The organism is Pseudofrankia coriaricola, from assembly GCF_032027725.1.
GTDB lineage: Bacteria > Actinomycetota > Actinomycetes > Frankiales > Frankiaceae > Pseudofrankia.
The window spans coordinates 61,771-86,368 of the sequence record NZ_JASNFO010000072.1 but is presented as its reverse complement, the minus strand read 5'-3'; the positions used below and the strand labels follow the sequence as shown (position 1 = coordinate 86,368).

Genomic DNA, 24,598 nt, shown 5'->3' with positions numbered 1-24,598 from the left:
GCCGGGAAGTCCCGGTCGGCTCCGAAAGGTACTGGCCGCTCGTGACGGCCGTCATGCATTTCTCGCGCAACGCCCGTGGACGGGCGGCGTCGCGGATGTGTCGCGGGTAACTCGGGGTCTGTCTCTTTGGTGCCCGGTTGCCCGGCACCTGGTTGGCCGGTCTCGCGCGCCCGCCCGTGTCGTGGGTCACTCGGCCCGGTATCCGGCGGGCCTCGTTGCCAGCCGCCCGAAAGTGGATACCGCCGGTATTCGGGAAGGCGCCGAATACGAGCCGGCTGAAACGCCCGGCCCCGCGCCCCCGGCCACCGCGCCCCCCTGCCGCCGCCATATGCGGCGGCCCGGCAGCGCGGATGACGCCGAGGTCCTACAGGGACGAGCCCTGGCGGACGAGGATGACCTCGAGCTCGTGGCGAGCGTTCGGCGAGAGGGCGTCCTGGGCGAGGTAGGTCTCGAGGGCCCGGCGCTGGCGGCGGGCGACCCGGCGGGCGGCGGCCTGCGACCGCAGACGCGTGATGGTGGAGGTGTCGTTGCTCATGTCGTTCTCCTGGGGCAGGTGTGACCGCGACCGCATTTCCCCGGCGGCCGCAAATCCATTGTGAACCATATTTCTGGGCTTTTCGAGGACGGCCGGGAGTGACCTCTGACGCATACCAGACAAGCCAATTGGCACCGGCGGCCGGCGAGTGGTCCGGGCCACATTCACTTCTTTCTTACCGACGCCAAGGAATGAGTGGCACCGGTCACAGGAGACAAAGCGGCTGACTGGCATCGATTCTCTGGCCGGCTGCCGCCCGGCCATGCCAATAGGTTGTTCGCGCAGGTGGCAGGCCTATAAAGCGCCCGGCGGCGCCGCGATCCTCTCGCCGCTCCGCGCCGGCAGGCCGCCGCCGAGCCTCACCGGAGATTCTGACCCGCCCCGCCAATGACCCTCGACCGTGGGATCCGCCAGCTATGACCAGTCACTCGCCGAGCTGGCGCGGGAGCCTGAACCGGCCGCCGCCGCGGCCAGCCCCGTGCCGTGACCTCGGACACGGCGGGCGCACCGCCGGCCGCCCCTCGTCCGGCTCCCGGCCAGGTGCCGCGCGGCGCGCCGATGACCACAGCGGGCAGCCTGGAGCCACCGAGGGCCCATGGGAGGACAACAAAACGTAACCAGCTCGACACGGAGGTGAGATTTACAGTGTCGTAGATGTTCGTAGACAGGATTGAACCAGGAGCCGGAGCCGGTGGTCCGCGGCGACGCGGCGTCGATCCGACAGGAGGCCAGGTGCGCGACCAGCTGCGGTGGGCGGCCGAGGTGATCGCCGCCGCCAACGACAAGGATCTGCTGAGCATCAGTGCCGCCGACGACGCCCCTGAGCTGTCCCGGCACGGCGCGCATCGGCTCGCCGCCGGCTGGCTGCCCGCGCCCCGCGGACCCGCGGACCGGGCGAGTCGCTGGCACCGCCCGACCCGGCGCGTTTCCGACGGGGTGTGAGCTCGGACCAACAGCGGCCGAAGCCGACCACCCCGGGGTCGGCGCCGATCCGGCCGGACCGGTCCGGCTGGCACCGGTCCGGCCGGCGCCGGTCCGGTCCGGCCGACCTCGCCCAGCCCCCTGCACGCTGGGCCGCCCAGGCGCCGGCGATCGCGGCGGCGCCACCAGGCGCATCCACGCTGAGCGAGGGGCCTGTCAGATGTCTCGGGCTGCCTCGCCGCCTGGCACGAGGGGCAGGCCCATTCCTGTGCGGGCCTGGACCACGCCGTCTGGTTCCACCGCCCGGCGCGCCTCGACGACCGGGTGCTCATGGTGGATGTCACCCCGCACGCGGCCGCCAACGGTCGCGGCGTCCGCACCGGGACGATCCACAGCCACGACGGCCGGCTCTTGGCGAGCCTCACCCGGGCGTGCCTGTTCCGGGACCTGCGCCCGGACGCCGCCGCGTGGCGAGCTGCTCGTGCCCGCACGGGGCTCCGGCACCACCGGACGCACGTCGGCTCGGGCCGGCTGTCCGGTGACCGCTTCGGGCGCCGTCTCGGCCGGGGAGAGAAAGCGCAGGTCGGGGCCGGTGACCCGGCCGAACCGGAGCGCGCGGACGTCCGCCAGGTAGCTCATCCGGGTTCGCCATGGTGGGCGGTCGCCCTGGCGAGGCAGCTCTCCCGCGTCGCGGAGCACGTAGCCGGCGGTCAGGCCGAGCAGTGACGACCCGCTGGCCGCCCCGTCGACGGAGCCGGCCGGGATCGCGCCGTTCGCCGCGCGCGCGGCGCCGTCGGCCAGGCTCGCGCCGTCCGGCCCGGCACCGGCTCCGGCCGGCGCGGCGGGGCGGCCTGGGACGAAGATGCGGTAGCCGCGCCGGTCGAGGTGGCGCAGCAGCCGGCCGAGGTGCTCGGCCACCAGGTCGACCTTCAACGTCCAGGACGCGTTGATATAGCCGAAGGCGAAGACGAAGTTGGGGACGCCCTCGAGCATCATGCCCTTGTAGACCCGCTGCCGCGGCACGCGCACCGTCTCGCCGTCGACGGTCAGCGCGATCCCGTCGAACATCCGCAGCCGCAGGCCCGTCGCGGTGACGATGACATCGGCGGCGAGCTCCCGGCCGGACCTCAGCTGGATGCCCCGCTCGGTGAAGGTGTCGACATGGTCGGTGACGACCTCGACGTTCCCGGCCGAGATCGCCCGGAACAGGTCGCCGTCCGGCGCGACGCAGAGCCGCTGGTCCCACGGGCCGTAGCTCGGGGTGAAGTGAGTGGCTACGTCGTAGCCGTCCGGCAGCGCCCTGGCGACCCCGGCCAGCAGCTCCCGCCGCACCATCTCGGGGCGGCTCCGGCTGAGCCGGTATATGAGCTGGTTGCGCAGGATGTTGCGCCAGCGGACCAGCCAGGCGGCCCACCGGCCCGGCAGCACGCGCCGCAGGCCGCTCATCAGCGGGTCGACGGCGGGCAATGAGGCGACATACGTCGGCGAGCGCTGCAGCATCGTGACGTGCGCGGCCCGCTCGGCGAGCGCGGGTGCGAGCGTCATCGCCGTGGCGCCGCTGCCGATCACCACCACCCGCTGACCGGTGTGGTCCAGGTCGTCCGGCCAGTGCTGGGGGTGCACCACCCGGCCGGGGAACGCCGCGCGGCCGGGAAAGTCCGGCTCATGGCCCCGGTCGTAGCGGTAGTAGCCGGTGGCGCCGACGAGGACGTCACAGGTCAGCCGAACGTGCCGTGGCCCGGCGTCGCCCGAATCGTCAGGGCTGCCCAGGCCGTCCGGCCCGTCCGGGTGCCGCGCGCCGGCCGCGCCGGCCGCGGCGGGGGCGGCTGGGGCGGCCGGTACGCCCGGCGAGGCGTCCGCGGTGAGCTCGACATCGACGGTCCAGCTGGCCCGCGCGCTCGACCAGCTGGCCGCGACCGCCCGATGGCCGTACCTGACCAGTTCGTCGACCCGGTGGGCCCGCGCGGTCTCGACCAGGTAGCGCAGGATCGAAGGCCCGTCCACGATCGACTTCTCGCCCGTCCAAGGCCGGAAACCGTAGCTGAGGGAGTTCATGTCCGAGTCGGACCGGATGCCGGGGTAGCGGAAGAGGTCCCACGTCCCGCCGAGCGTGCCGCGAGCCTCCAGCAGGGCGACACGGCGGCCGGGCTGGCTGGACAGCAGGTGGGCGGCGATGCCGATGCCGGACAGCCCGGCGCCGATGATCAGAACGTCGATGTGCTCGCCTGGCAGCCTGGCCGCCATGATCACTCCCATCGCCAGCCCATCCCCAAGATACGGGCCACCCCGGTGGGCGAAGCCGCCGGCCCCGAGGACAACGGCGTCGCCACCGATCCCCCGGCCGCGGGCAACACCGCCAGGTCGGGCGGCGAGCCCGCTGACCAGGCCTTCGAGGCTTGGACCGGCGCCCGTCGCCCCGATTCTGCCCGCTTCAACCGGGCAGCCTCGTTGTCGGCGGCATGTTCAGCGATTGTTTTTCATACGCTCGCGCGTCGTCGCGAGGACGCTCGCTCGCTGTCGCGGCAGGCTCGCTCGCCGACGCCACACGCTCGCGCACCGGCGCCGTCGTACCCGGCGTCATCGATCAGGCCCGCCGGCCGACAGACATCCCATGGGCTCGGATGTCCAGCCCAGCCACAGCTGGTGACGGCGCATCGGCGCAATACCAACCCAGCCACCTCGCCAGCCCGGTCCCAGCTCTACCACCGCCATATGCCAGGACCCGGAACCACGCGGGGAGGGCGCCCAGCGCCCGACACGGGGCGAGCGCGCCCAGCGCCTCGCCCCGACATACGGGACCGGTCAGCCGATCTCGTCAACCGATCTCGTCAGCCGGGCTGGTCAGCCGGGCTGGTCAGCCGGGCTGGTCAGCCGGGCCCGTTGGCTGGGCTGGTCAGCCGGGCTCGCCGGCGGGCGCCCCCGGCAGCTCTCGCTCCTGCCGCTGGCGCAGGTACTCCTCGAAGCTCAGCGGCGGCGGTACCGGCTCGCCGCGGCCCGCGGCGCGCAGCTGGGTGACCAGGCTGGAGACGTACCAGCGCCGGAAGTCTCGATGCGCCGGCGGCGAGGCCAGCGTGAGCAGCCGCGCCTCCCGCGCGTACCCGTCCGCCTTGTCGAGGGCCGCCAGGTACTCCTCGCCCGCGTCGGCGATGCTCGCCGGCAGCCACAGCTCCAGCTGGGTGCGCCGCTGCCCGGCGGCCGCCGCGGCCAGTGCCTGCCGGCGGATCGCCTGCCTCGCCTCGCTGAACCGTTCGGTGACCGTCCGGATCAGCTCCGCCAGCTCCGGCGGGACGGGGGCACTCTCGCCGTTGATCTCGCCCACCGCGGCCAGGGTGAACTCGCGGACGAGGTTGTCGACATGGCTCTTCGCGGCGAGCAGCAGGTCGGTCGAGACGTCACCGAGGCTGACGCGGTAGCGCGGCGGCGAGCCCAGGCCGTGCCCCGTCGAGGCGGCGTCCGCCGACGCCGTCGCCACGGCCGGATCGGCGCTTCGGCCGCCGCCGGGCCCGGGCTGTACGGCGGGGACGGCGGCTCCGTCCAGGCCTGCCCCCTCCAGGCCGGTCTCGACCGGGCCGGAGGGGTGCGGGCTGGCCCGGCCGTCCGGTTCGCCGGCGCCGGCCAGGTCGACCTCGGCCCAGACGACCTTGCCGTGCCGGTTCACGTCCGTCCCCCACCTCGCCGCGATCGCGGCGACGAGCGCCAGCCCGCGGCCGGTCATCGTGTCCGCGCTGCTGCGGGCGCGCAGGGGGGCCACCTGGCTGGTGTCGGCCACCTCCACACGCAGCGACGAGCCACGGGCGACGAGCCGCAGGTGGACGGGAGGCTCGCCGTGGAGCACGGCGTTGGTCAGCAACTCGCCGGCGAGCAGCTTGATGTCACCGGCGAGGTCACGCATGGGCAGGGTCGCGCGGGCCAGCCGGCTGGAGATCTCCCGACGAGCTCGCGGCACGGCTTCCGGCGCGCCGTCGACCCGCAGCGCCATCAGCACCTCACTGCCAGAGGCCTCGGCGCCGTCAGACGCCCCGTCGGCACCCGAATCCGACCCGCTCGCGGTGCCATCGGCGTTTCCACTGCTGTCGATCACATACGTCCCCAGCTCGGCAGATCGGCCGAAGGAGCTGCGATCATGTCCATCCAGTGCGCCTCCGGAAGCCATTGGCGGCAATGTCGGCCGTGCGGTGCCTTGCGTACCCCAACCGCACGACGACAAATCACCATGCCCAAAACATGACAGGCAGTCCGATCCCAGGACAGGAAGCTAGCTACCCCTTTTTGGCGCGCCCACGGCTGGCCAGTCGCACCGCCGGGTGGTCCGCCCGCTGACCCCGGCCGGCGGCCCGGCGACGGTCAGGACGGCGTGGCGACGGTCAGGACGGCGTCACGACGGCGACGGCGCCGCGCAGGGTGAGCGTGGCGCTGGACGGGCCGACCCGCAGCGTGAACGTGCCAGGCTCGGTCGACCAGCCGCCCGGACCGTCGCCGTCGGTGGCGGGTCGCCAGTACTGGAAGGCGCGCGGCGCGATCTCGACCGAGATGGTGGCCTTCTCACCGGGAGCCACGTCAGCCGTCGCGAAGCCGGCCAGCCACAGCGCGGGACGCTCGACGGCCGAGTCCTCGCGGCTCAGGTATGCCTGGACGACCGTGCGACCGGGACGGTCACCGCTGTTGCGCACGGTGACCCGCACGCGCACGGCCTCGCCCGGGGCGACGGCCGCCGGGACCGCGAGCGACTCATACACCCAGGTGGTGTAGCCGATGCCGTGGCCGAACGGATAAGCCGGCCCGCCCTGCGGCGGCGCGGCCGGCAGGGAGCCCTCCGCCGCCGCCGGCTCATCAGGCGACGCCGCCGCGGTGCGCCGGGACCAGCCCCGGTAGCCGACGTGAAGGCCCTCGTCATAGTCCAAGGCGCCGTCGACCGGTGTGACCGACCAGGCCGGGCAGTCCTCGGCCCTGGCCGGCCAGCTCGTCGGCAGCCGCCCGCCGGGCTCCACGCGGCCGAGCAGCACGTCGGCGAGCGCCGCGCCGAACTCCTGTCCCGGGAACCAGGACAGGAGCACGGCCGGCACCTCCTCGCGCCAGGGCAGGAGCACCGGCGCGCCCGCGTTGACGACCACGACTGTGCGGGGGTTGGCGGCGGCCACCCTGCGCACCAGCTCGTTCTGCCCGGTCGGGAGGTCCAGGCCCGCGCGGTCGACGCCCTCGCTCTCGACCCGGTCACTCGTGCCGACGACGACCACCGCCACATCCGCCGAGGCGGCGAGCTCGACGGCGGTCTCGAGCTCCTCCGCGCCAGGCGGTGACGGGTCCTCGCCCAGCAGCGCGAACGACGCGACCGGCATCCCGGCCGGCGGGTCGTGGCGCAACGTGACCAGCACGTCCTCGCCCGCCGTCAGGTCCATGCCGGCCCACCAGACCGGCGGGCGCAGGATCGCCGCGACGATGTCCCCGTCGGGCGGCTCGAGTGTGTCGTCGTAGAGCACGGTCTCCGTGCCGGTGCCCGTGCCCGTCGCCGTGGCCGTACCGGTGCCGCCGGCGGCCGCGGCGCCGACGCGGGCGCGTAGCGAGAACCGGCCCATTCCCGCGAAGCCGAGCGGGTGATGGCCACTCGCGCGCGCGGTCAACAGCGCCGTCACCTCCACCCTGGCGGAGCTGGCCAGCACCGGGTCGTCCATGAACATCAGCCGGCCGGACAGCCGCCGTTCGCTGCGCAGCAGCTTCCCGGCCGCGTCGAAGAAACGGACCCGCAGACCCGGCTCACCCGACTCCGGGTCGCGCGCGCCCGCGGTCGACAGCGGCGCGGGCCAGGGCTCCGCGCGCACGCCAGTGGCGGTGACGACCTCGCCGCCCTCGCCAAGCGCGGCGCGCAGCCCGTCGGCCGGGCCGACCAGGTACGGCGGGAAGACGGTGGCACTGCCACCGCCCTGCCCGCGGGGCAGCGTGGCGTTCGGCCCGATCACGGCGACCCGGCGTGTCCCGCCGGACGCGCCGGGTGCGCCGGCGCCCGTCAGCGGAAGCAGCCCGCCCTCGTTGCGCAGCAGCACCATTCCGCCCGCGGCCGCCCGCCGCAGCAGGTCGCGCGCGTACGGTCCGGCGGGGTCGGCCCCCGCGTCGTCGGCCCCCGCGTCGTCGGCCCCCGTGCCGTCAGCCCCCGTGCCGTCAGCCCCCGTGCCGTCGGCCGCGCCGGCTCGGTCGCCACCGCCCGCGATCTCCTCCGCGCCGGCGGCCTGATCGGGCCTGGCTGGGTCGGCGAGGGCGCCGACGCGGGCGGCGAGGCGCAGCAGGCGGCGGGCCTTGTCCTCGACGAGCTCGGCGGGGACGCTCCCGTCCCGCACCGCGGCGACCAGAACGGGGCCCCACGGGCCCCACGGGCCCGGCATCACCAGGTCCAGGCCGGCCAGCGCGGACGGGACGGTGGAGCGGGTGGCGATCCAGTCCGAGACGACCAGGCCGTCGAAACCCCACTCGTCCTTCAGCGGGCCGCGCAGCAACGGGTTCTCGGTCATCGTCGCGCCGCCTACGCTGTTGTAGGCGGCCATGACCGCCCACACGCCGGCCTCACACACCAGCGCCTCGAACGGCGCGAGGTAGACCTCGCGCAGCGCGCGCTCGTCCACGCGGACGTCGACGGTGAACCGGTCGGTCTCGGACTCGTTCGCGACGTAGTGCTTCACGGTCGCCGCGACGCCGCCCGCCTGGATTCCGCGTACCAGCGCGGCGCCCAGCCGCGCTGTCAGCAGCGGGTCCTCGGAGAGGCACTCGAAGTGGCGGCCGCCCAGCGGGCTGCGGTGCAGGTTGACGGTCGGGCCGAGCACGACGTCGACGCCCTTCGCCCTGGCCTGCGCGGCGAGCAGCCGCCCGACGCGGCGCAGCAGCGGCTCGTCCCAGGTCGCCGCGAGCGCGGACGGGCAGGGCAGGTTGGCGGACGGCTCCCGCTCGTCGGCACGCTCGCCGCGCACGCCGGCCGGGCCGTCGGAGAGCACCATCGCCCGCAGGCCGGCCTCGGGCGATGGCCACGTCCGCCAGAACGACGCGCCGGTGAGCAGCCGGACCCGCGCTTCCAGATCCAGCCGGGCGAGCGCCTCCGCGACCCGCTTCTCCAGCACGTCCGCGGTGCCCGTGACGCCCGCGCCGGCAACGTCCGCCCTGGCGGCGCCCCCGTTCACGACGTCCCTGGCCACTGTGTCCTCCACACCCACACCCCGCGCGATCCGACCTCACCGCCACCGGGCCGACGGGTGGTGGGCTGGTCCCGGCGGAGTCGGCCCGCCAGCGGCGGGCGGGGTGTGCGGATGTTCCGATACCACCTTCTACACTTCAGTAGCTGGAGAGTATTGTCAGGCCCCAAACCGTCACCGGACATGCCTGTCTCCACCAAACCGTCCGCACAGCTACGCAAGGCCCCGCAATGGTCGCATGGTCACCGGCGAAGACGCCCACCGGGCCGCCGACGGCCATGCCAGGCCTGACAGCGGTCGTGTGACCGGCGGTGGCGACCGCCAACGCCTGACATCGTGTACGCCCGAGTTCCAGCCGCCGATCCGGGGGTCCGCCCGCAGTGCCTACGTCTCTGGGCCTGGTGTTAGTTGACCTGCTGCCAATTGACGGAGTGCCGCTGGGCACGGCCGTTCGCCAGCGGCATGGGCGACGCGGGCTGGCTCGGCACGCGGGTCCCGGCGCTGGCGGGGGGCGTCAGGACCGACTGCAACGTCCAGCGCCAAGCCCGCAGCGCGAGGCTCTCAGGCACGTCCACGTGCTCGAAGCGCACCGTCTCGCCGGCGGCGACGGGACGCTCGACCGTCGCCCCGCCAAGCAGCCCGATGGGCACGTGGTCGGGCTCGTCGGCGATCAGCACCGCCTCGCCGCGCACCTGGAAACCGCCGATGGCCTGCCCGATCGACTCCCCCGCCGCCAGGTCGCGCTTGGCCACCGCCGCGACGCTGGCCCGCGGGTTCGGGCCGTTGTTGAAGGCGACGAGGTCACCGCGCAGCAGCCGGTCGATCGTCAGCGGGATCTCCAGGTTGCACAGGTGGAACGGGCGTTCCAGCAGGACGTATGGCGAGTCGCCGAGCCTGACCTTGTAATAACGGAGGAACTCGCCGAGTTCCTCGGTGAAGGTGGCCACGACGAACACGCCCGGGTTCCCGTGCTCGGGCAGCACGTAGTCGCTGAGGGGGTCCCCGCCGCGTGCCGCGGCGGCCTCAGCGAGCTGGAGGGCGCCCGTCCGCACGGTGTCGGTGCGCGGGCCGAGCAGGCCGCGGCGCGCGATCGTCGCGCCGAGCCCGTTGGCGACGAGCGCCTGCTCTATCTGCAGCTTGGTGCCGTCGGTGAACGAGGTGACCTGGGTCAGCGAGATGCCCTGCCGCCGCGCCCAGTAGTCCATTTCCGCCGGCGTCGGGTTGTGGTTCAGGAAGCCCTTGATGTTCCCGTAGACCAGCGGGGTCACGCCCATCTGCCTGGCCTCGTGCGCGAGCAGCGCGAGGGTGCCTGGCTGATCGCCCTGGGCCTCGATGATGGGGCCGAGGCTCGCCAGGTACGAGCCCGAGGTCACCTGCAGCTCGGCGTCCATGGTGATCACCGGCAGCCGGGCCTCCAGGACCGCGGCCGCCACCTCGGTCCCGTGGACCGCGTCCCCTGTCGTGATCACGACCACGTCGGAGTGCGCGATCAGGCGCTCCACCGAATGGGTGACCCGGCCGTCCCAGGGGCCGACGGCGTCGTCGAGCGGGCGCCGGGTGAGCACCCGCGACAGCCGCAGCCGGGACGACCGGCCCAGCATGTGCGCGAGGCCGCGCGCGATGTACCCCGTCCCCACGACGCCGACCCGCACCTCCGCCGACGGCGTCGGGGACGCCACACCGGGCGCCGGCCACACGATGGACGAGGCGGACCGCATCGTTCTCATAGTCATGTCAGCACTCGCAGTCATCAGAATGTCGCCGTGGGCATCGATGCCGTCGGGCTGGGGAGCGCTGGCTGCCTCACCCGGACACGTGAGCCGTTGGGCACTGGTGACGTTCCTTCCATGACGGTGACGCCGCCCGGGGGCGTTTCCCGGCCGTCACGTGAGCAGGACAATCGAGCCCTCGCCGGGCGGCTGGGCGACGAGTTCCCCCTGGTCGGGGGCGAAGTACCGGCCCATGGCGTCCCTGCCGGCAAGTCGCGCCGGCAGGTCGGCGAGCGTCACGTCGGGGTAGAACGTGACGGCTCCCGAGCCGTCTGCGCGGGCCCGGGTGATCGAGCGGAGCGTGCCACCGGAGGCATCGACGGTCGTCACGCCCCCGGGGTCCGGGAGTCCGTGACGCCGCAGCACCCGGTGGCTCGCGCCGAGCAGCCTCGGGGTGGGCAGCGCGGCCGCGGTGTCCAGGCTCTGCCTCCCCCAGTGCGCCAGGAACGCCCCGTCGCCGACGTTCCACATCCCGTGCGCGCCGTAGCAGTAGGCCGCCGCGCCGGCGAGCATCGACACCCAGTAGGCGAACAGCTGGTCGGCGGGGCCGAAGTCGTCGCGGATCCCCTCGTACCAGGGCTCCAGGTTGATGAACGGCCGACCGGGGAAGCGCCGGGCGACCCGCGCCGGCCACTCCCACAGCAGCGGCCGGCTGGCCTGGTCGTGGCCGGTCTGCACGGTGACGGCGGCGAGCAGGCTGGCGCGGTCCAGCGCATCCGCGCTGGTCTCGCCCGGGATGACATGCGCGAGCACCGCCCGGTCGGTCGAGGCGACGAGCGTGCCGAGCACCTCGTCCCAGCCCTCGCGGCGGGCCCGCGCCGCGGCGGCGTGCCGGCGGCGGACGTAGCGGGCGCGCAGTGGCCGCAGCGCCCCCTTGAGCCGGCCCGGCAGGCGGGCGCGGGCGGCACTGCGCCGCAGGTCGTCGGTGGACCGGTCGGGCAGCAGCGCGTCCTCCCTGCCGATCCACAGGTTGGTCTCGCCGGACAGGCAGTACAGGACATCCAGGTCGTCGAGCCGGTCCACCAGTCGCGCCCACCACGCGGTGGCGCCGGAAACGCCGAGCCAGGCCAGCTGGTGGCCCCAGCAGCCGTAGACGACGGCCGTGAGCCCGACGGCGTTGAGGCGCTCGATACGCCGTCTCGCGTGGTCGAGGTAGTGCGTGTTCGGCCGGCCGTCCGCGAACCAGGGCGGGCCGTGGCTGCTCCAGGCACTGGCATTGTCCGGGCCCACCTCGGGCGGAATCCCGACGACGAGCTGGACGGCGCTGAACCCCTGCGCGGCCCGTAGCCCGGCCAGCTCGGCGAACCTGTCATCGGACAGCCTGCTGGTGAGAGCGAACCACCAGGTGTCGGCCAGGAAGCAGGGCACGCCCTCCGGGGCGGACACCGTTCCTGGCAACGACATGTTTGCAGTCAACTCCCGTCACACAGGTCGCGAGACGGCGGGGTCGGGCATAACGGGCCCTCGCGACAATGTATGACGGTCGTGGGCAGCCGCACTGTACCCGCGTGACCTGGCCCGACGCCGAGGCGCGCCTCTTGACCGGGTTCGTCCTACCGTGGTACAGATTCGGACCTGTCAGTCGGCTGACAGTGCCGACGACCGGAAGTCAGCCGGCCGATCCGGCCAGCGGCAGCGGACCACCCTGCCCGGCCATCGCCCGCGCATCGCCGTTCCGCGGCCCGCCGCCGTTGGACGGCCCGCCGCCGTTGGGCACGTCGCGCGCCCCGCCGGCGTCCGCGCCCTCGCGATCGGTGTCGGGCGAGACGCCGCCGGGTTCGAGGATGTCGCGGACGACGGAGCGCAGCTCCGCCCGTAGCTCCTCGGTCGGCGTCTCCGCAAGGACGTCGCCGGTCATCACGAGCCCAAATATCACGGCACCCAGTGCGAACGACAGCCGTAGACGCCGCGCCTGCGGTATCCCCGGGTCGGTCAGCAGGCGCCGGGCGCGTTCCTCCATGTCCTGGTTCGCGCCGTCGTGCTCATGGTCTTGCAGTCCCTCCAGAGCCGCGTGGTTGCGCAGGTGGAACATGAAGAGCTGGCGGTTCTCCAGGATCAGGTCGACGAACTCGTCGATCATGGGCACCCAGTCGGCCGGACGGACCCGATCCGCCTCGATCCGCTCCAGCCCCGCCTTGCCGATGTCGTGCAGCCGCAGGTGTAGCGCCAGCAGGATGTCGTCCTTGCTGGCGAAGTGGTAGTACAGGGCCGCCTTGGAGAAGTTCATCCGCTCGGCGATCTCACGCAGCGAGGTCTTCTCGTAGCCGTTCGCGGTGAACAGCTGAAGAGCGACGTCGAGGATCTGCTCCCGAGTGCTCTTCTCGCCCGCGGGGCGCGCCGGCGGCCTGGCCATCAGCCAATCTTACCTGTCGGCAGGCCGACAGTGCCTCCCCAGCGATCCATCAGAGCCTCCCCACCGATCCGTCAGACCCGGATGCACGCGAGTCCGTACCCCACCGCCGATTCCGATCGGCCGACGGATCGGCGGGACCCCCGCCGAGCAGGCCAGAAGCGCGCCGGTCAATCGTAACGCAGAACTTACTTGACGACCGGCAGGTTATACACTGTCCTTACCGTGCGGCAAGTAACCACTCTAGGGAAAGAGCACCGGATGGTCCAGACCATGATCGAGGCCGAGGGCCTCACCAAGCGCTACGGCGACACGCAGGCGCTCGCCGGGATCGACCTGAGCGTCCCGGCGGGGACGATCCTCGGCGTCCTCGGCCCCAACGGGGCCGGCAAGAGCACCGCCGTCCGGATCCTCACCACGCTGGCGAGGCCGACCAGCGGCTGGGCCAAGGTCGCCGGCCACGACGTGGTCGCCCAGGCCGGCGAGGTCCGCCGCCGGATCGGCGTGACCGCGCAGGACGCGACGCTGGACGAGGCGCTGACCGGCCGGCAGAACCTGCGGATGGTCGCCGAGCTCGCCGGCCTGCGCCGCGCCCAGGGCGCCACCCGGGCGACCGAACTGCTCGAGCGGTTCGAGCTGACCCACGCGGCCGACCGGCCGGTGCGCGGCTACTCGGGCGGCATGCGCCGCCGGCTCGACCTGGCCGCGAGCCTGGTCGCCAGGCCGCCGGTGCTCTTCCTCGACGAGCCGACCACCGGCCTCGACCCGACCAGCCGCGTCCGGATGTGGGACGTCATCCGTGAGCTGGTCGCGCAGGGCACCACCCTGCTGCTCACCACCCAGTACCTCGACGAGGCGGACGCTCTGGCCGACCGGATCGTCGTCATCGACCACGGCCAGATCATCGCGAACGGCACCCCCAGCGAGCTGAAGTCCGCCGTCGGCGGGACCCGGCTCGAGGTAACCCTCACCGGCGCCCACCACGGCGCGGTCGGGGCGCTCGCGCCGCTGGTCGCGGGGCGGGTCGACGTCAGCGCCGACGGCCGGAGGCTGCGGGCCGCGGTCAACGCCGGCGCGGGCGTGGCGACGGCGGTGATCCGCGCGCTCGACGCCGTCGGCGCCGTCGTCGACGACGTGGCGGTGCACCCGCCGTCGCTCGACGACGTCTTCTTCGCGCTCACCGCCACCGGCGCCACCGCCGCCGCCACCGGCCAGCCATCCACCGACAGCGCCGACCCCACGGACAGCGGTGGCGCGGCCGACGCCGGCGAGCCGGCGGCGCCTCTGCCGCGTACGCCGGCCATGGCCACGGGGCTGCCGGTCGCCACCTACCCCGACAAGATCAAGGGAGCCTTGTGATGACCCAGCTCGCGCCGGCGCTCGACGCCGCCCCGGGTCTCCCGGCACGGTCCGGGACGTTCTCCCGTCCCTTCCGGGACGTCGCCGTCCTCACCCGGCGCAACCTCATCCACATCGCCCGCGAGCCGCTGCAGCTCTCGGACGTCCTGATCCAGCCGGTGCTGTTCACGCTGCTGTTCATCTACGTGCTGGGCTCCGGCGTCTCGCTCGCTGGTGGCTCGTACAAGGACTTCGCGGTCGCCGGGCTCGTCGTGCTGAACCTCACCACCTCGGTGATGGGAACCGCGGTCGGGCTCACCACCGACCTGAACACGGGCACGATCGACCGGTTCCGCGCGCTGCCGATCTGGCGGGCGGCGGTGCTGGTGAGCCGCTCGGTGGCGGACATCCTCTCGGCGGTCCTGTGCACGACGATGGTGCTGCTGACCGGGCTCGTCATCGGCTGGCGCCCGCACACCTCGGTGCCCGAGTTCATCGCCGGCTTCGCGATCCCGCTGCTGTTCTCCTACGCGCTGATCTGGGCGACGGCCTGCCTCGGCATGGTCACGGAGGGGCCGGAAAGCGCGCAGGGCATCGGCCTGGTGATCCTCTTCCCGCTCGCGATCGTGTCGAACGCGATGGTCCCGACCTCGGGGATGCCGACGTTCGTCCGCACGATCGCCGACTGGAACCCGGTCAGCGCCGTAGCCGCCGCGATGCGCCAACTCTTCGGCAACCCCAACCCATCAGCCGCGGCGCACGCCTGGCCGATGCAGCACCCGATCGCCGCGGCGATCCTGTGGTCGGTCGCGATCCTGGCCGTGACCGCCCCGCTCGCCGTCCACCTCTACCGCCGCCGCACCACCGACTAGTGGGAGCTACCGGTCACGGGTCTGACCGCGCTTCTTCAGCACCAGCCCCTCCGCGGGGTCCCCGCCGATTGGCTGCCAGTCTCGACAGGTCGGGCGTGCCGACAGGCACCGAGTCCCTACCTAGCCAATCGGTGGGGAAGGTCGGGCGCCCGGCGCCTTGCGGCGCATCGACCACATTTGCGGGGAGCGCTCGACCTCGACGCCGACGTCCCAGGAGACGCCGGGGCTGCCGGTCGAGCGGCGGAAGGAGGCGACCGTGCGCCGGGAAAGCTCCGGGTCCGCCGCCGCGGCCGCGGCGAGGTCGAAGGCCGTCTGGTCGACGGCCGCGTCGTCGACGGCGGCCCAGGCCATGCCGAGCTCGACCGCGCGCGTCCCGGTGATCGCCGCGCCGAACAGACCCAGCGCGGCGGCCGCCTCCCGGCCGGCCGTCCGCGCGAGCAGCGCGAAGTGCCCGCCACCCGGGTGCAGGCCGATCCGCAGGAAGCCGGACAGCAGCCGGGCGTCGCGGCCGACGACCCGCAGGTCGGTGGCGAGCGCGAGGTTCATCCCCGCGCCGACCGCCGCCCCGCGGATCGCGGCGATCGTGGGCGAGCGCAGCTCGCCGACCCGCAGAAACGCTCGGTAGATCGCCTCGATGCTCTTGAAGTGCGCGTCCTCGGCCGGGTCCGCGCCGGCGGCGGCGAGCACCGCGCGGTCGGCGCCGGCGCAGAACGACGCGCCGCCGCCGATGACGACCGCGCCGACCCTGCCGTCCGCGTCCGCCTCGTCGAGGGCCGCGACCAGCTCGGCCGCCATCTCGACGGTGAGGGCGTTGCGCCGGGCCGGTGCGTCCAGGGTCACGACGGCGACACCGTCGCTGGCCTCGTAGCGGATCTCGCTCATGGTCCGTCCTGTCGACGTCGGGAACGGGCTGGGCTGCGACGACGGGTAAGCGGGTAAGCGGTGCCGGCCACCGACCCAATCCGCCTAGGCACGCTACCGACGCCGATCGCGACATGTCAGCGGGACGCGGCCACCTCGTCCACGAGGCCCCAGCGCAGGGCGGTGGGGGCGTCGAGGAATGCGCTGGTCAGGACCGTCCAGGCGGTTCGGCGCCGCCCGATCCGCCGCGTGACGCTGACCGTGCCGCCGGCGCCCGGCACCAGGCCGAGGCGCAGCTCGGGGAGCTGGATCGCGACGTCCGGGGCGGCGACGACGCGGTCGGCGAAGGCCGGGATCTCGATGCCTGCGCCGACGCAGGCGCCATGGATGTGCGCGACGGTCCGGTGGGGGCAGCGGACGATCTCCGCGCCGGCGCTGGCGCCCGTCCTGACCAGGTGTGCCCTGGCCAGGTCGGGGGCGGTGCCGAACTGGGTGAGATCGCCGCCCGCGCCGAACGCCGGCCCGGCGGCTGTGAGCGCCACCTCGGTGAGGGTGTCGTCGGCCGCCGCGGCGCGCAGGGCCGCGACGAGCGCGTCGCGGGTCACCGTGTCGAAGGCGTTGCGGGCCTCCGGCCGGTTGAAGGTCAGCACCAGCCGGTCGCCGTCGCGGCGGGCGAGCAGCGGCTGGGCGCTGGGCCGGTGCTCGCGCGGCGGGCGCGCGGCGAGCCAGCGGGCGAAGTCCGCGCCGGCCAGCAGCGTCGAGTACGCCAGCGACTCGGCGACCAGCCCGTCCAACGGCTCGAGCCGCCCGGACATCCGCAGCAGCCCGACGAGCGCCACCGCGGCCTCCGGGTGCTCGCCGACCGCCCGAACCAGCGTGGCCACGGCCGCGTCCACGTCATCGCCCGGCGCCAGCACCTCGGGCAGCAGCACGTCGAGCCCCGCCTCGGCGGGACTCGACGGGGAGCCCGAGCCGGCACCAGGACGGTCGGCCCCGGGGCCGACGCCGACGAGCACGAGCGGTGGGCGACGGGCAGTCAGTGCCGCCACCTCGTCAGGGCGCGCGTCGGCCAGGTCGACAAGGAGGATCGGCACGGGGAAGACGTCGGCGAGGTCGGCCGGCGACAGTGACCGGACGAGGTCGAGCGCCGACGCGGCCGGCAGCGCCTGCGCCTGCGCCCCCAATGCCGTGCTCACGGCCATACCGTATGCCCGGTGGGGTGAAGAAACGGCGCGAGGGCGGTGACGGTGGCGGCGACCGGAGCACGGGCGGCTCTCCCAGACGTGCTGTCCGACTGGGCCGCCGACCTGCGCGCGGGCCGGACAGGGACCACCAGCTGGGAGTACGGCGTCGAACCGGGCTGGGCGGCGAGCGGGGCGATGGCCCTGACCGGGCATCCCGACGCGGCCCCGCTCGGGCTGACCGTGCCGTTCGTGGCCCGGCTCGACGCGGCGCTCGCCGTCATCCGGGCACTGGCCGCCGAGCTGGGGCATCCCTTTCGCGCCCCCGCCGGCGCCACTCCCCTGCCGGCTGATGGGCCTCCGTCCGCGCGAGGCTCCGCCACGGTCGCGCGAACTTCGGCCGTGCACCCGGCTGATGGGCCTCCGTCCGCGCGAGGCTCCGCCACGGTCGCGCGAACTTCGGCCGTGCATCCGCCCGCGAGCGCCGGTCAGCTCCTCGGCGAGCGGGCCGCGGCCCTCGGGCTGACCCGCGGCGGGCTCTTCTCCGCCGGCCGGGCCGCCCGGCTGATCCGCGCCGCCGACGGCTGGCTTGCCGTGAACCTCGCCCGGCCGGACGACGTCGACCTGCTGCCCGCCTGGCTGGAGGGTGACGACCTCGAGGCCACCGACGCGGACCGCGCCGACAGTGCCCGCCCGGCTTCCGAGCGCGGCCAGGACGGCGCGCCGCCGCCGCGGGCACGGCCGTGGAGCGCGCTGGCCGCCGCCGTCGCCGACCGGCCGGTGACGGTGCTCACGGAGCGGGCCGAGCTGCTGGGGCTGCCGGTCGCGCTGGTCGTCGACCCGGCGACGGCGGCGGCCGATGCCCAGGCGCGGGCCAGGGGCCAGCGGTTCCCGTTCGCGCCCTTCCTCGTCGATGGCTGCCCGCCGGACACGCCCGCCGGCGGCGCCACCCGTCCCACGGCCGGCCGCCAGGCCGGCGCGCGCGGCGGCACGGGCGGCGTGGGCGGCGGCGTGCATGACGACGGCGGGTTCACCGTCATCGACCTGTCCTCGCTCTGGGCCGGGCCGCTGTGCGCGCACCTGCTGGGGCTCGCCGGCGGCCGGGTCGTCAAGGTCGAGGGCGCCAGCCGGCTCGACGGCGCCCGCGAGGGACCCGCCGCGTTCTACGACCTGCTGCACGCCGGGCACGCCAGCGTCACCGTCGACCTGCGCCGCGCCGAGGGCCGGGCCGCGCTGGTCCGGCTGATCGAGGGCGCGGACGTCGTGCTCGAGGCGTCCCGCCCGCGTGCCCTCGACCAGCTCGGCATCGGCCCCGCCGCCATGATCACCCGGAACCCGTGCCTGACCTGGGTGAGCATCACCGGCTACGGCAGGACCGGGCCATGGCGGCAGCGCCCGGCCTTCGGGGACGACGCGGCGGCCGCGGCGGGCGCCGTCGCCGTCGACGCGGCCGGCGGCCCCGTCTTCCTCGCGGACGCGGTGGCCGACCCGGTCGCCGGCGTCCTCGCGGCCGCCGCCGCGCTCGCGAGCCTCGCCGCCGGCGGCGGCCGCCATGTCGACGTCGCCCTGCGTGAGGCTGTCGGCTCGCTGCTGGCCGGCCGTCCCGCCCTGCCCGACCACGACCCAGGCCTGCCGGTGCCTCCCGGTGGCGGGACGCCCTTCGTCGCCGCCGCGCCATGCCTGCGAGCCCCCGCCGGTCGCGCCGCCCCACCCGGCCACGACAACCACCGCCTGCTGGGCGCCCCGGTCCCCGGCGAGCACACATGCTGATCGTCAACGCGGAGATCGACGGCCGGGGCGGCCGGGCGGTACGGATCGACGGCGGGCTCGTCGCCGCGGTGGGCGACGGCGACGGCCGGGAGGGACCGCGCGCGCGGCGCGGGGAGGAGGTGGTCGACGCGCGCGGCGGAATGCTGCTGCCCGGGCTGCATGACCACCACATCCACCTGCTGGCGCTCGCCGCGCTGGCCTCGTCGGTGCCCGTCGGCCCGCCGGCGGTACGTGACGCGGCGGAGCTGGCTGGCGCGCTGCGGGCCGCGGCCGCGGGCGCGCCGCCCGGCAGCTGGGTGCGCGCCGTCGGCTATCACGAGTCGGTCGCCGGCGACCTCGACCGCCACGCGCTCGACCGGATCGTCGCCGACGTCCCGGTGCGGGTGCAGCACCGTTCCGGCGCGCTGTGGGTCCTCAACTCGGCCGCCCTCGCGGCGCTGCGCGTGCCTGCCGGACGGACGGCTGGCGCACGCACGGCTCGCGGGCACACGGCTCGCGGGCACACGACCACCGGGCACCCGACCGCTCGGCCCGCGGCTGGCGGGCAGACGGCCGCTGGGCCCGGGGCCGCCGGTGACGCCGCGGCCGGCCTGCCGGCGGACGGCCGCTTCTTCCGCGCCGACGACCGGCTCGGCCGGTGGCTGGCCGCGGCGGGGGCCGGCGGCGCGGTGGAACGGGCAGACCTCGCCGCCGTCGGCGCCCGTCTGGCCAGCCATGGCGTCACCGGCGTCACCGACGCGACCGTCACGACCGGCCCGGCCCAGGTCGCGACGCTGCGCGCCGCCGTCAAGGACGGGTCGATCCCGCAGCGCCTGGTGCTGATGGGGCCGCCCGACCTGGCCGCGACGGGGCCTCCTTCCGGGGCCACACATGACCGCCCCACGATCTGGTGGGATCTTCCGGGCAATCGCACGGAGGATGTCACCAGATCATGGCGCGGCACCGGAGGCCGGATCGGGTTCGGGCCGGTGAAGATCGTGCTGGATGACGAGCATGCGGTCGACCTGGACGAGCTGGCGGCGACGGTGCGGGCGGCGCGGGCCCGTGGCCGGCGGGTCGCGGTCCACTGCGTCACCCGGCTTCAGCTCGCTCTCGCGCTCGCGGCGCTGGACGCGGGTGGCGGCGCGCTGCCCGGCGACCGGATCGAGCACGGGGCGGTGCTGCCGCCCGATCTCGCCGAGCCGGTCGCCGCGGCCGGCCTTACCGTGGTCACCCAGCCGCATTTCCTCGCCGAGCGCGGCGACGCCTACCTGCGCGACGTCGATCCGGATGACGTGCCCTGGCTGTACCGGTGCGCCGGCCTGCTCGCCGCCGGCATCCCGCTGGCCGCCGGCACGGACGCCCCGTTCGGCGGCGCCGACCCGTGGGCCTCGATGCGGGCCGCCGTGCGCCGCCGGGCCCCGTCCGGCCAGGTCATGGGCCCCGGCGAGGCGCTGCCCGCGGCCAGGGCGCTCGCCCTCTACCTCGGCGACCCGGCTGACCCGGGCGGCCCGCCGCGCCGGGTCGTCCCCGGCGCGCCCGCCGACCTGTGTCTGTTCGCCCAGCCCGCCGGGGCGATGCTCGCCGACCTCGACCCCGGCCCGGCCGTCCTCACCCTGGTCGCCGGCGCCGTCGTCCACCGCGCCGGCTGAGGCGCCGGCTGATCACCGAGCCGCTCGGTACCCACACGCCACCCCGACGTGGCATACCGGTTGTTCTGCGGCGTTCCCGCCAGGTCGGCTGCCGGACACTGGCAAGACACGTAAAGTCCACGTCATGGTCAACGGCTTTCTGCTGCACGGCCCAAGATCGGTCGCGCGGCGGCTGGGCCCCGCCGGTACCGTCCTCTCCGAGGCGGCCAGACGCGCGCCCGGGCCGGACGCCGCCAGCGCGGCGCGGGCGCGGACCGCCCTCCACGCGCGCTACCGCCGGTTCGTGCGGCTCCTCGACCCGCCGGGACCGCATGGCCGCGCGACCGAGGTCAGCACGCTGCCCGGCGCCCTGCGCCGCTTCCTGGAGCACCCCCGCCCGCCGGTGCTGATCGGCGTCGTCGCGACGCTTGGAGCGGCGCGCGCCACGCGCGGGGACTTCCGCCGGTCCGACGCGGCGGTCGCCGTCGGCGCCGCGGCGGCGCAGCCCTTCGTGGAGTGGGCGATCCACCGCTTCATGCTGCACGCGGCGCCAGAAGGCCGATACGGCCGCGCCGCCTACCAGGCGGCCGGCTGGGGCCACGCCCAGCATCACCGGGACCCGGCGAACCTGAACTCGATGTTCATGCGGGGCCAGGACGTGCTCGGCGCCGGAGCGGTCGCGCTCGCGGCCGGTGCCGTCGGCTCACCGCGGCTGGCCACCGGGATGTTCTGCGTCGGAGCGGCGGTGCTCGCCTACGACTGGACGCACTTCCTGATCCACACCCGCTACCAGCCACGCTCGGCGTTCTACCGGCAGGCCTGGCGCAACCACCGGCTGCACCACTTCCGCAACGAGCGGTACTGGCTCGGCGTCACGTCCTCCGTCGCCGACGTGGTGCTCCGCACCAGCCCGGCGCGCGACGCCGTCGCCGTCTCCCCCGCCGCAGCCCGCCCGGACGTCCATCCCCCGCGCGGTGGCGGTGCGGACGTCGACGGGGCGGACGCCGGTCCTTCGCCGGCGACGACCGCCCCTGCCGGCCCGGAGTAGCTACATCCCGGTCTTGCGGAAGTCCCAGCTGACGATCTTCTCCGGGACGAGCTTGAGCCAGGCGTGCCGGCCGTCGTAGTGGAACTTCCCGTTGCCGTACTTGTCGCCGAACAGCTGCTCGGGCTCGGCGAGCAGGTCGGCGGCGGCCGCGTCGCCGGTGCGCGGCACCTCGCCGACCACGGCGACATGCCCGATCAGCTCGACGCCGCGCAGTTCGCCGAAGCCGTGGCCGGTGTCGATGATGACCGAGACGCGCGGGTCACGGTTGAGGTCCGTCCAGCGCTGGCTCTTGACGATGCTGTTCAGCCAGAACGCCGTGCCGTCCCAGACGAACCACAGCGCCGAGGTGTGCGGGGCGCCGTCGGCGCCAACGGTGGAGACGCGGCAGGTGCGCTCCTCGGCGAGAAACGCGTCGATCTCGGCGGGCGCCATCGCTATCCGCCGCCCGCGTCGCTGCTGACGCGGGGTCGCAGGCGCCGAGCCTTCCGCCGCGGTGTCGACACTCATCGTCGTCCCATCCCTTCGTCAACCCGCCCGGCCGGTGCCACCGGCGTGCGGGAGGTTCGCTCCCGTTCGCGAGAATAGTGCTCTCACCAGCTCCGGCGCTCGTCCCAGCGCCTCGGACATCCCACGGTCCGGCTGTCAGACGACGTCGGCCGCGACCCGGTTCGGTGAGACGTTCGCGCAACCCAGCCGCCGCTGGTCGCCGATGATGACGGCGCGGACCTCGGCGCCCGGTGCGGCCGCCGCCTGGATCTGCTTCACCGCGTCGTCGAGCCTGCTCGCCGTCCGCCCGCAGATCAGCACGTTCGCTCCGTCGGCCGCGAGCCGAAGGGCGACCGAGAGACCGATCCCGCCGCCACCTCCCGTGACCAGGGCCGTCGTGCCTTCCAAGGATCGCGTGCCTTCCAAGGGCCCTGGCGCAGCCATCGGCGTCCTCAGTCTCCCGTCATCACAGGTGGTTGATCGGCGGTGGCGAGTGGCGACGCCCGCAGACCGGTGGGTGAGGCCCCGACCACCGGCGATCGATGAAGCGTGAGCGGACGGCGCCCGCGGGCTGGAACGGCCTGGACTGGGACGGCCTAGAAGACGAGCGCGCCGCGCAGGATGCGGCCGGCCTCCAGGTCGGCGTAGCCCTCGTTGACCTGGTCGAGGGTGTAGGTCTTCGTGACCAGCTCGTCGAGCTTCAGGATCCCGGCCCGGTACAGGTCGAGCAGCTTCGGGATCTGCACCCGCGGGCTGACCGAGCCGTACATACAGCCGCGGATCTGCTTGTTCATCATCGCCACCATGAACAGGTTGATGTCGGCCTGCCCCTGCGCCATCGGCGCCACCGAGGTGATCACGCAGGTGCCGCCCTTGGCGGTGAGCGTCAGCGCCGGCTCGAGCAGGCTGCCGAGCATGACGCCGAAGGTGCAGATCACCACGTCGCACATCGCGCCGCCGGTGAGTTTCCCGACCTCGCCGATCGCCTCGTCCAGCGACGAGTAGACATGGGTCGCGCCGAAGCGCAGCGCCTGCTCACGCTTGAACTCCACCGGGTCGACCGCGATGATCTTACCCGCGCCGGCGATCTTCGCGCCCTGGACGGCGTTGACGCCGATGCCGCCGACACCCAGGACGGCGACGCTGTCGCCGGGCCGGACCTCGCCGCGGTTGACGGCGGAGCCGAATCCGGTCGCCACCCCGCACGAGACCAGCGCGACGGCGGTCCATGGGATGTCCGGGTCGACCTTGACGACGGACGACTCGGCGAGCAGCTGGTACTCGGCGAACGCGCCGAGCTGCGAGTAACGGGCGACCGCCGTGTCCCCGAACCGGTGCGCCACCCGGCCGTCCGTGATCATTCCGAGGTCGAACAGCTTCGCCCCCACGTCACACAGGTAGGCCCGCCCGGACCGACAGGGCTGGCAGCGCCCGCACGACGGGACGAACGACATCGCGACATGGTCGCCGGGCTCGACCGACGTGACGCCCTCGCCGACGGCGACGACCTCGCCGGCGCCCTCGTGGCCGCAGACGACCGGGTAATGCGGCATCGGCATGTCGCCGGTGCGGGCGTGCTCGTCGGAATGGCACAGGCCGGTCGCGCGCAGCTGGATGAGGACCTCGCCGGCCCGGGGCTCGTCCAGCTCGATGGTCTCGATCTTGTAGTCCTGGCCGGGGCCGAACAGCAGCGCCGCTCGTGTGCTGACCATGGCAGCCGTCCTCTCATGAGCCGTCCGACCGCGCGTGTCACCGACGCGGCTGCCCGCCACTCCCGCGTGGCCCGTTCCGGGACCCGGGCCGGTCTCCGTCGGGGCGGGTTGCCTCATGCCCCGGAAGACGTTCTCGCGTGGACCATCGCGCGATCCGAAAGACCCCGGCTCGGTGGGAGTCCTGACGGTTAGTCAGAATGGCGCACCCCGCTACCGGATGCGACCAATCTCCTCGGATGGGCCGCCGACCGCGCACCGCGGGCCGGAGCGCCTGTCCCGCACACAGAGGGTGCCCAGCGGGCTCAGCCGCACCCAGCGAGCGGGCTCGTCCCGCACGATGACGTCATGGACGCGGCGCTCGAGGGCCTGCGGGCCTGCTGCCGCGGCGCCCCGGACGCCCGCGCCGACGTCAAGCGGGTCATCGGCGCCCACTACGGCACCTACGACCACATGACCATGGACAAGAGCGCGTTCGGCGACGAGGCCCGCGAGGGCTGGCTCGCGTTCTCCGAGCGCCCCGACCCATCCTGGGTCTGCGAAGACCTCCGCACCGGCGGCCGTCTGTAGCCCGACCGGCCGTCGGCGACGTCCTCGGACGGTCGTCAAGCGGTTATCGAGCGGGCGAGCCCGGCGCCGCAGTCCTAAGGCCAGCCGGTCCTAAAGCCTCGCGGTCCCGAGGCACCAACGCTACGTGTCGTCGCCGTCCCCGGCGGCGTCGCCCTCGGGGACGGCGTCGGGGCGGTGAACGGCCAGCCAGGCGTCCACGTCGGCCTTCCGCCAGATGCGCATGTGATCAGCCGTACCGGCCGGTATGGGGAATGACGGGCGCCGGGTGAGCTGATACGCGCGCGTTCGGCCCACCTTTAGGCGCTTCATCAGGTAGCCGATGGTCACGAAGCTCTCCACTGCGCGGACAGTAGATCTGATGGGTGCGACACTGTCGGGTGCGACAGAGCCGGGAGCGTCAGGAGGA

20 protein-coding genes and 1 pseudogene are annotated in these 24,598 nt (G+C 74.3%); 8 read left to right on the top strand and 13 right to left on the bottom strand.

Annotation, left to right across the window (positions count from 1 at the left end):
- Window positions 1-364: 364 nt before the first annotated feature.
- Window positions 365-535, bottom strand: coding sequence for a hypothetical protein (locus QOZ89_RS32335; RefSeq protein ID WP_198543124.1), 171 nt, complete (start codon window positions 533-535; stop codon window positions 365-367).
- Window positions 536-1,267: 732 nt separating this feature from the next.
- On the opposite strand from QOZ89_RS32335, the gene QOZ89_RS32330 reads away from it, so the two are divergent.
- The gene (locus tag QOZ89_RS32330) at window positions 1,268-1,477 is read left to right on the top strand and encodes a hypothetical protein (protein ID WP_312627445.1); all 210 of its coding nucleotides are present in this window, start codon (window positions 1,268-1,270) and stop codon (window positions 1,475-1,477) included.
- Between the two features lie 303 nt (window positions 1,478-1,780).
- Window positions 1,781-2,182 carry a hypothetical protein gene (locus QOZ89_RS32325; RefSeq protein WP_397428883.1) on the top strand — a complete coding sequence of 134 codons (402 nt, stop codon included), beginning with the start codon at window positions 1,781-1,783 and terminating at the stop codon, window positions 2,180-2,182.
- Window positions 2,183-2,935: 753 nt separating this feature from the next.
- Here QOZ89_RS32325 and QOZ89_RS32320 read toward each other — a convergent pair.
- The 6 genes and pseudogenes from QOZ89_RS32320 to QOZ89_RS32295 all read right to left on the bottom strand — a co-directional run.
- Window positions 2,936-3,700, bottom strand: a pseudogene (locus QOZ89_RS32320) (flavin-containing monooxygenase); the annotation flags it as partial.
- 649 nt (window positions 3,701-4,349) lie between these two features.
- Window positions 4,350-5,537 carry an ATP-binding protein gene (locus tag QOZ89_RS32315; protein WP_312627443.1) on the bottom strand — a complete coding sequence of 396 codons (1,188 nt, stop codon included), beginning with the start codon at window positions 5,535-5,537 and terminating at the stop codon, window positions 4,350-4,352.
- 283 nt (window positions 5,538-5,820) lie between these two features.
- A complete protein-coding gene (locus QOZ89_RS32310; protein ID WP_312627441.1) occupies window positions 5,821-8,643 on the bottom strand; it encodes a beta-glucosidase family protein in 2,823 nt (940 codons plus the stop codon).
- A 389-nt stretch (window positions 8,644-9,032) separates the two neighbouring features.
- The gene (locus tag QOZ89_RS32305; protein WP_312627439.1) at window positions 9,033-10,346 is read right to left on the bottom strand and encodes an SAF domain-containing protein; all 1,314 of its coding nucleotides are present in this window, start codon (window positions 10,344-10,346) and stop codon (window positions 9,033-9,035) included.
- A gap of 165 nt (window positions 10,347-10,511) precedes the next feature.
- Window positions 10,512-11,801: an apiosidase-like domain-containing protein gene (locus QOZ89_RS32300; RefSeq protein ID WP_312627437.1), complete on the bottom strand. Its 1,290-nt coding sequence runs from the start codon at window positions 11,799-11,801 to the stop codon at window positions 10,512-10,514.
- A 205-nt stretch (window positions 11,802-12,006) separates the two neighbouring features.
- Window positions 12,007-12,750, bottom strand: coding sequence for a TetR/AcrR family transcriptional regulator (locus QOZ89_RS32295; RefSeq protein ID WP_312627434.1), 744 nt, complete (start codon window positions 12,748-12,750; stop codon window positions 12,007-12,009).
- A 258-nt stretch (window positions 12,751-13,008) separates the two neighbouring features.
- On the opposite strand from QOZ89_RS32295, the gene QOZ89_RS32290 reads away from it, so the two are divergent.
- Entirely contained in the window at window positions 13,009-14,106 is a 1,098-nt protein-coding gene (locus tag QOZ89_RS32290) for an ATP-binding cassette domain-containing protein (RefSeq protein WP_312627432.1), read from the top strand.
- Window positions 14,106-14,957 (top strand): ABC transporter permease, encoded by an 852-nt coding sequence (locus QOZ89_RS32285; RefSeq protein ID WP_312627430.1) that lies wholly within the window; start codon window positions 14,106-14,108, stop codon window positions 14,955-14,957. The genes QOZ89_RS32290 and QOZ89_RS32285 overlap by 1 nt, the downstream gene beginning before the upstream one ends.
- Before the next feature lie 120 nt (window positions 14,958-15,077).
- On the opposite strand, the gene QOZ89_RS32280 is transcribed toward QOZ89_RS32285, so the two are convergent.
- A complete protein-coding gene (locus QOZ89_RS32280) occupies window positions 15,078-15,839 on the bottom strand; it encodes an enoyl-CoA hydratase-related protein (RefSeq protein ID WP_312627428.1) in 762 nt (253 codons plus the stop codon).
- Between the two features lie 116 nt (window positions 15,840-15,955).
- Complete coding sequence (locus tag QOZ89_RS32275) at window positions 15,956-17,020, bottom strand: enoyl-CoA hydratase/isomerase family protein (protein WP_083418255.1); 1,065 nt, start codon at window positions 17,018-17,020, stop codon at window positions 15,956-15,958.
- Between the two features lie 39 nt (window positions 17,021-17,059).
- Between QOZ89_RS32275 and QOZ89_RS32270 the strand changes: the two genes are divergently transcribed.
- From QOZ89_RS32270 to QOZ89_RS32260, 3 genes are all read left to right on the top strand, one after another.
- The gene (locus QOZ89_RS32270; RefSeq protein ID WP_071047380.1) at window positions 17,060-18,769 is read left to right on the top strand and encodes a CoA transferase; all 1,710 of its coding nucleotides are present in this window, start codon (window positions 17,060-17,062) and stop codon (window positions 18,767-18,769) included.
- Window positions 18,763-20,400: an amidohydrolase family protein gene (locus QOZ89_RS32265; RefSeq protein WP_071047381.1), complete on the top strand. Its 1,638-nt coding sequence runs from the start codon at window positions 18,763-18,765 to the stop codon at window positions 20,398-20,400. Before QOZ89_RS32270 ends, QOZ89_RS32265 begins: the two co-directional genes overlap by 7 nt.
- A 124-nt stretch (window positions 20,401-20,524) precedes the next feature.
- Entirely contained in the window at window positions 20,525-21,427 is a 903-nt protein-coding gene (locus QOZ89_RS32260; RefSeq protein WP_071047382.1) for a sterol desaturase family protein, read from the top strand.
- On the opposite strand, the gene QOZ89_RS32255 is transcribed toward QOZ89_RS32260, so the two are convergent.
- The 3 genes from QOZ89_RS32255 to QOZ89_RS32245 all read right to left on the bottom strand — a co-directional run bounded on the left by QOZ89_RS32255 (window position 21,428) and on the right by QOZ89_RS32245 (window position 23,625).
- Entirely contained in the window at window positions 21,428-21,934 is a 507-nt protein-coding gene (locus QOZ89_RS32255; RefSeq protein WP_312627425.1) for a pyridoxamine 5'-phosphate oxidase family protein, read from the bottom strand. It lies immediately after the preceding gene.
- A gap of 135 nt (window positions 21,935-22,069) precedes the next feature.
- Window positions 22,070-22,321 (bottom strand): SDR family NAD(P)-dependent oxidoreductase, encoded by a 252-nt coding sequence (locus QOZ89_RS32250; RefSeq protein WP_071047384.1) that lies wholly within the window; start codon window positions 22,319-22,321, stop codon window positions 22,070-22,072.
- Between the two features lie 188 nt (window positions 22,322-22,509).
- Window positions 22,510-23,625, bottom strand: a complete 1,116-nt coding sequence (locus QOZ89_RS32245; RefSeq protein WP_071047385.1) for an NDMA-dependent alcohol dehydrogenase — start codon at window positions 23,623-23,625, stop codon at window positions 22,510-22,512.
- A gap of 345 nt (window positions 23,626-23,970) precedes the next feature.
- Here QOZ89_RS32245 and QOZ89_RS32240 point away from each other — a divergent pair, with 345 nt between their 5' ends.
- On the top strand, window positions 23,971-24,192 hold the full coding sequence (locus QOZ89_RS32240) for a Clp protease/crotonase-like domain-containing protein (protein WP_071047386.1): 222 nt from the start codon (window positions 23,971-23,973) through the stop codon (window positions 24,190-24,192).
- 120 nt (window positions 24,193-24,312) lie between these two features.
- Here QOZ89_RS32240 and QOZ89_RS32235 read toward each other — a convergent pair whose 3' ends face one another.
- Complete coding sequence (locus tag QOZ89_RS32235) at window positions 24,313-24,519, bottom strand: helix-turn-helix domain-containing protein (RefSeq protein WP_241841558.1); 207 nt, start codon at window positions 24,517-24,519, stop codon at window positions 24,313-24,315.
- Between the last annotated feature and the right edge of the window lie 79 nt (window positions 24,520-24,598).

Coding starts and splice junctions, on each gene's coding strand:
- QOZ89_RS32335 (WP_198543124.1), bottom strand. CDS start 535: ATGAGCAACGACACCTCCACCATCACGCGTCTGCGGTCGCAGGCCGCC.
- QOZ89_RS32305 (WP_312627439.1), bottom strand. CDS start 10,346: ATGCGGTCCGCCTCGTCCATCGTGTGGCCGGCGCCCGGTGTGGCGTCC.
- QOZ89_RS32300 (WP_312627437.1), bottom strand. CDS start 11,801: ATGTCGTTGCCAGGAACGGTGTCCGCCCCGGAGGGCGTGCCCTGCTTC.
- QOZ89_RS32295 (WP_312627434.1), bottom strand. CDS start 12,750: ATGGCCAGGCCGCCGGCGCGCCCCGCGGGCGAGAAGAGCACTCGGGAG.
- QOZ89_RS32290 (WP_312627432.1), top strand. CDS start 13,009: ATGGTCCAGACCATGATCGAGGCCGAGGGCCTCACCAAGCGCTACGGC.
- QOZ89_RS32285 (WP_312627430.1), top strand. CDS start 14,106: ATGACCCAGCTCGCGCCGGCGCTCGACGCCGCCCCGGGTCTCCCGGCA.
- QOZ89_RS32280 (WP_312627428.1), bottom strand. CDS start 15,839: ATGAGCGAGATCCGCTACGAGGCCAGCGACGGTGTCGCCGTCGTGACC.
- QOZ89_RS32275 (WP_083418255.1), bottom strand. CDS start 17,020: ATGGCCGTGAGCACGGCATTGGGGGCGCAGGCGCAGGCGCTGCCGGCC.
- QOZ89_RS32265 (WP_071047381.1), top strand. CDS start 18,763: ATGCTGATCGTCAACGCGGAGATCGACGGCCGGGGCGGCCGGGCGGTA.
- QOZ89_RS32260 (WP_071047382.1), top strand. CDS start 20,525: ATGGTCAACGGCTTTCTGCTGCACGGCCCAAGATCGGTCGCGCGGCGG.
- QOZ89_RS32255 (WP_312627425.1), bottom strand. CDS start 21,934: ATGAGTGTCGACACCGCGGCGGAAGGCTCGGCGCCTGCGACCCCGCGT.
- QOZ89_RS32245 (WP_071047385.1), bottom strand. CDS start 23,625: ATGGTCAGCACACGAGCGGCGCTGCTGTTCGGCCCCGGCCAGGACTAC.
- QOZ89_RS32240 (WP_071047386.1), top strand. CDS start 23,971: ATGGACGCGGCGCTCGAGGGCCTGCGGGCCTGCTGCCGCGGCGCCCCG.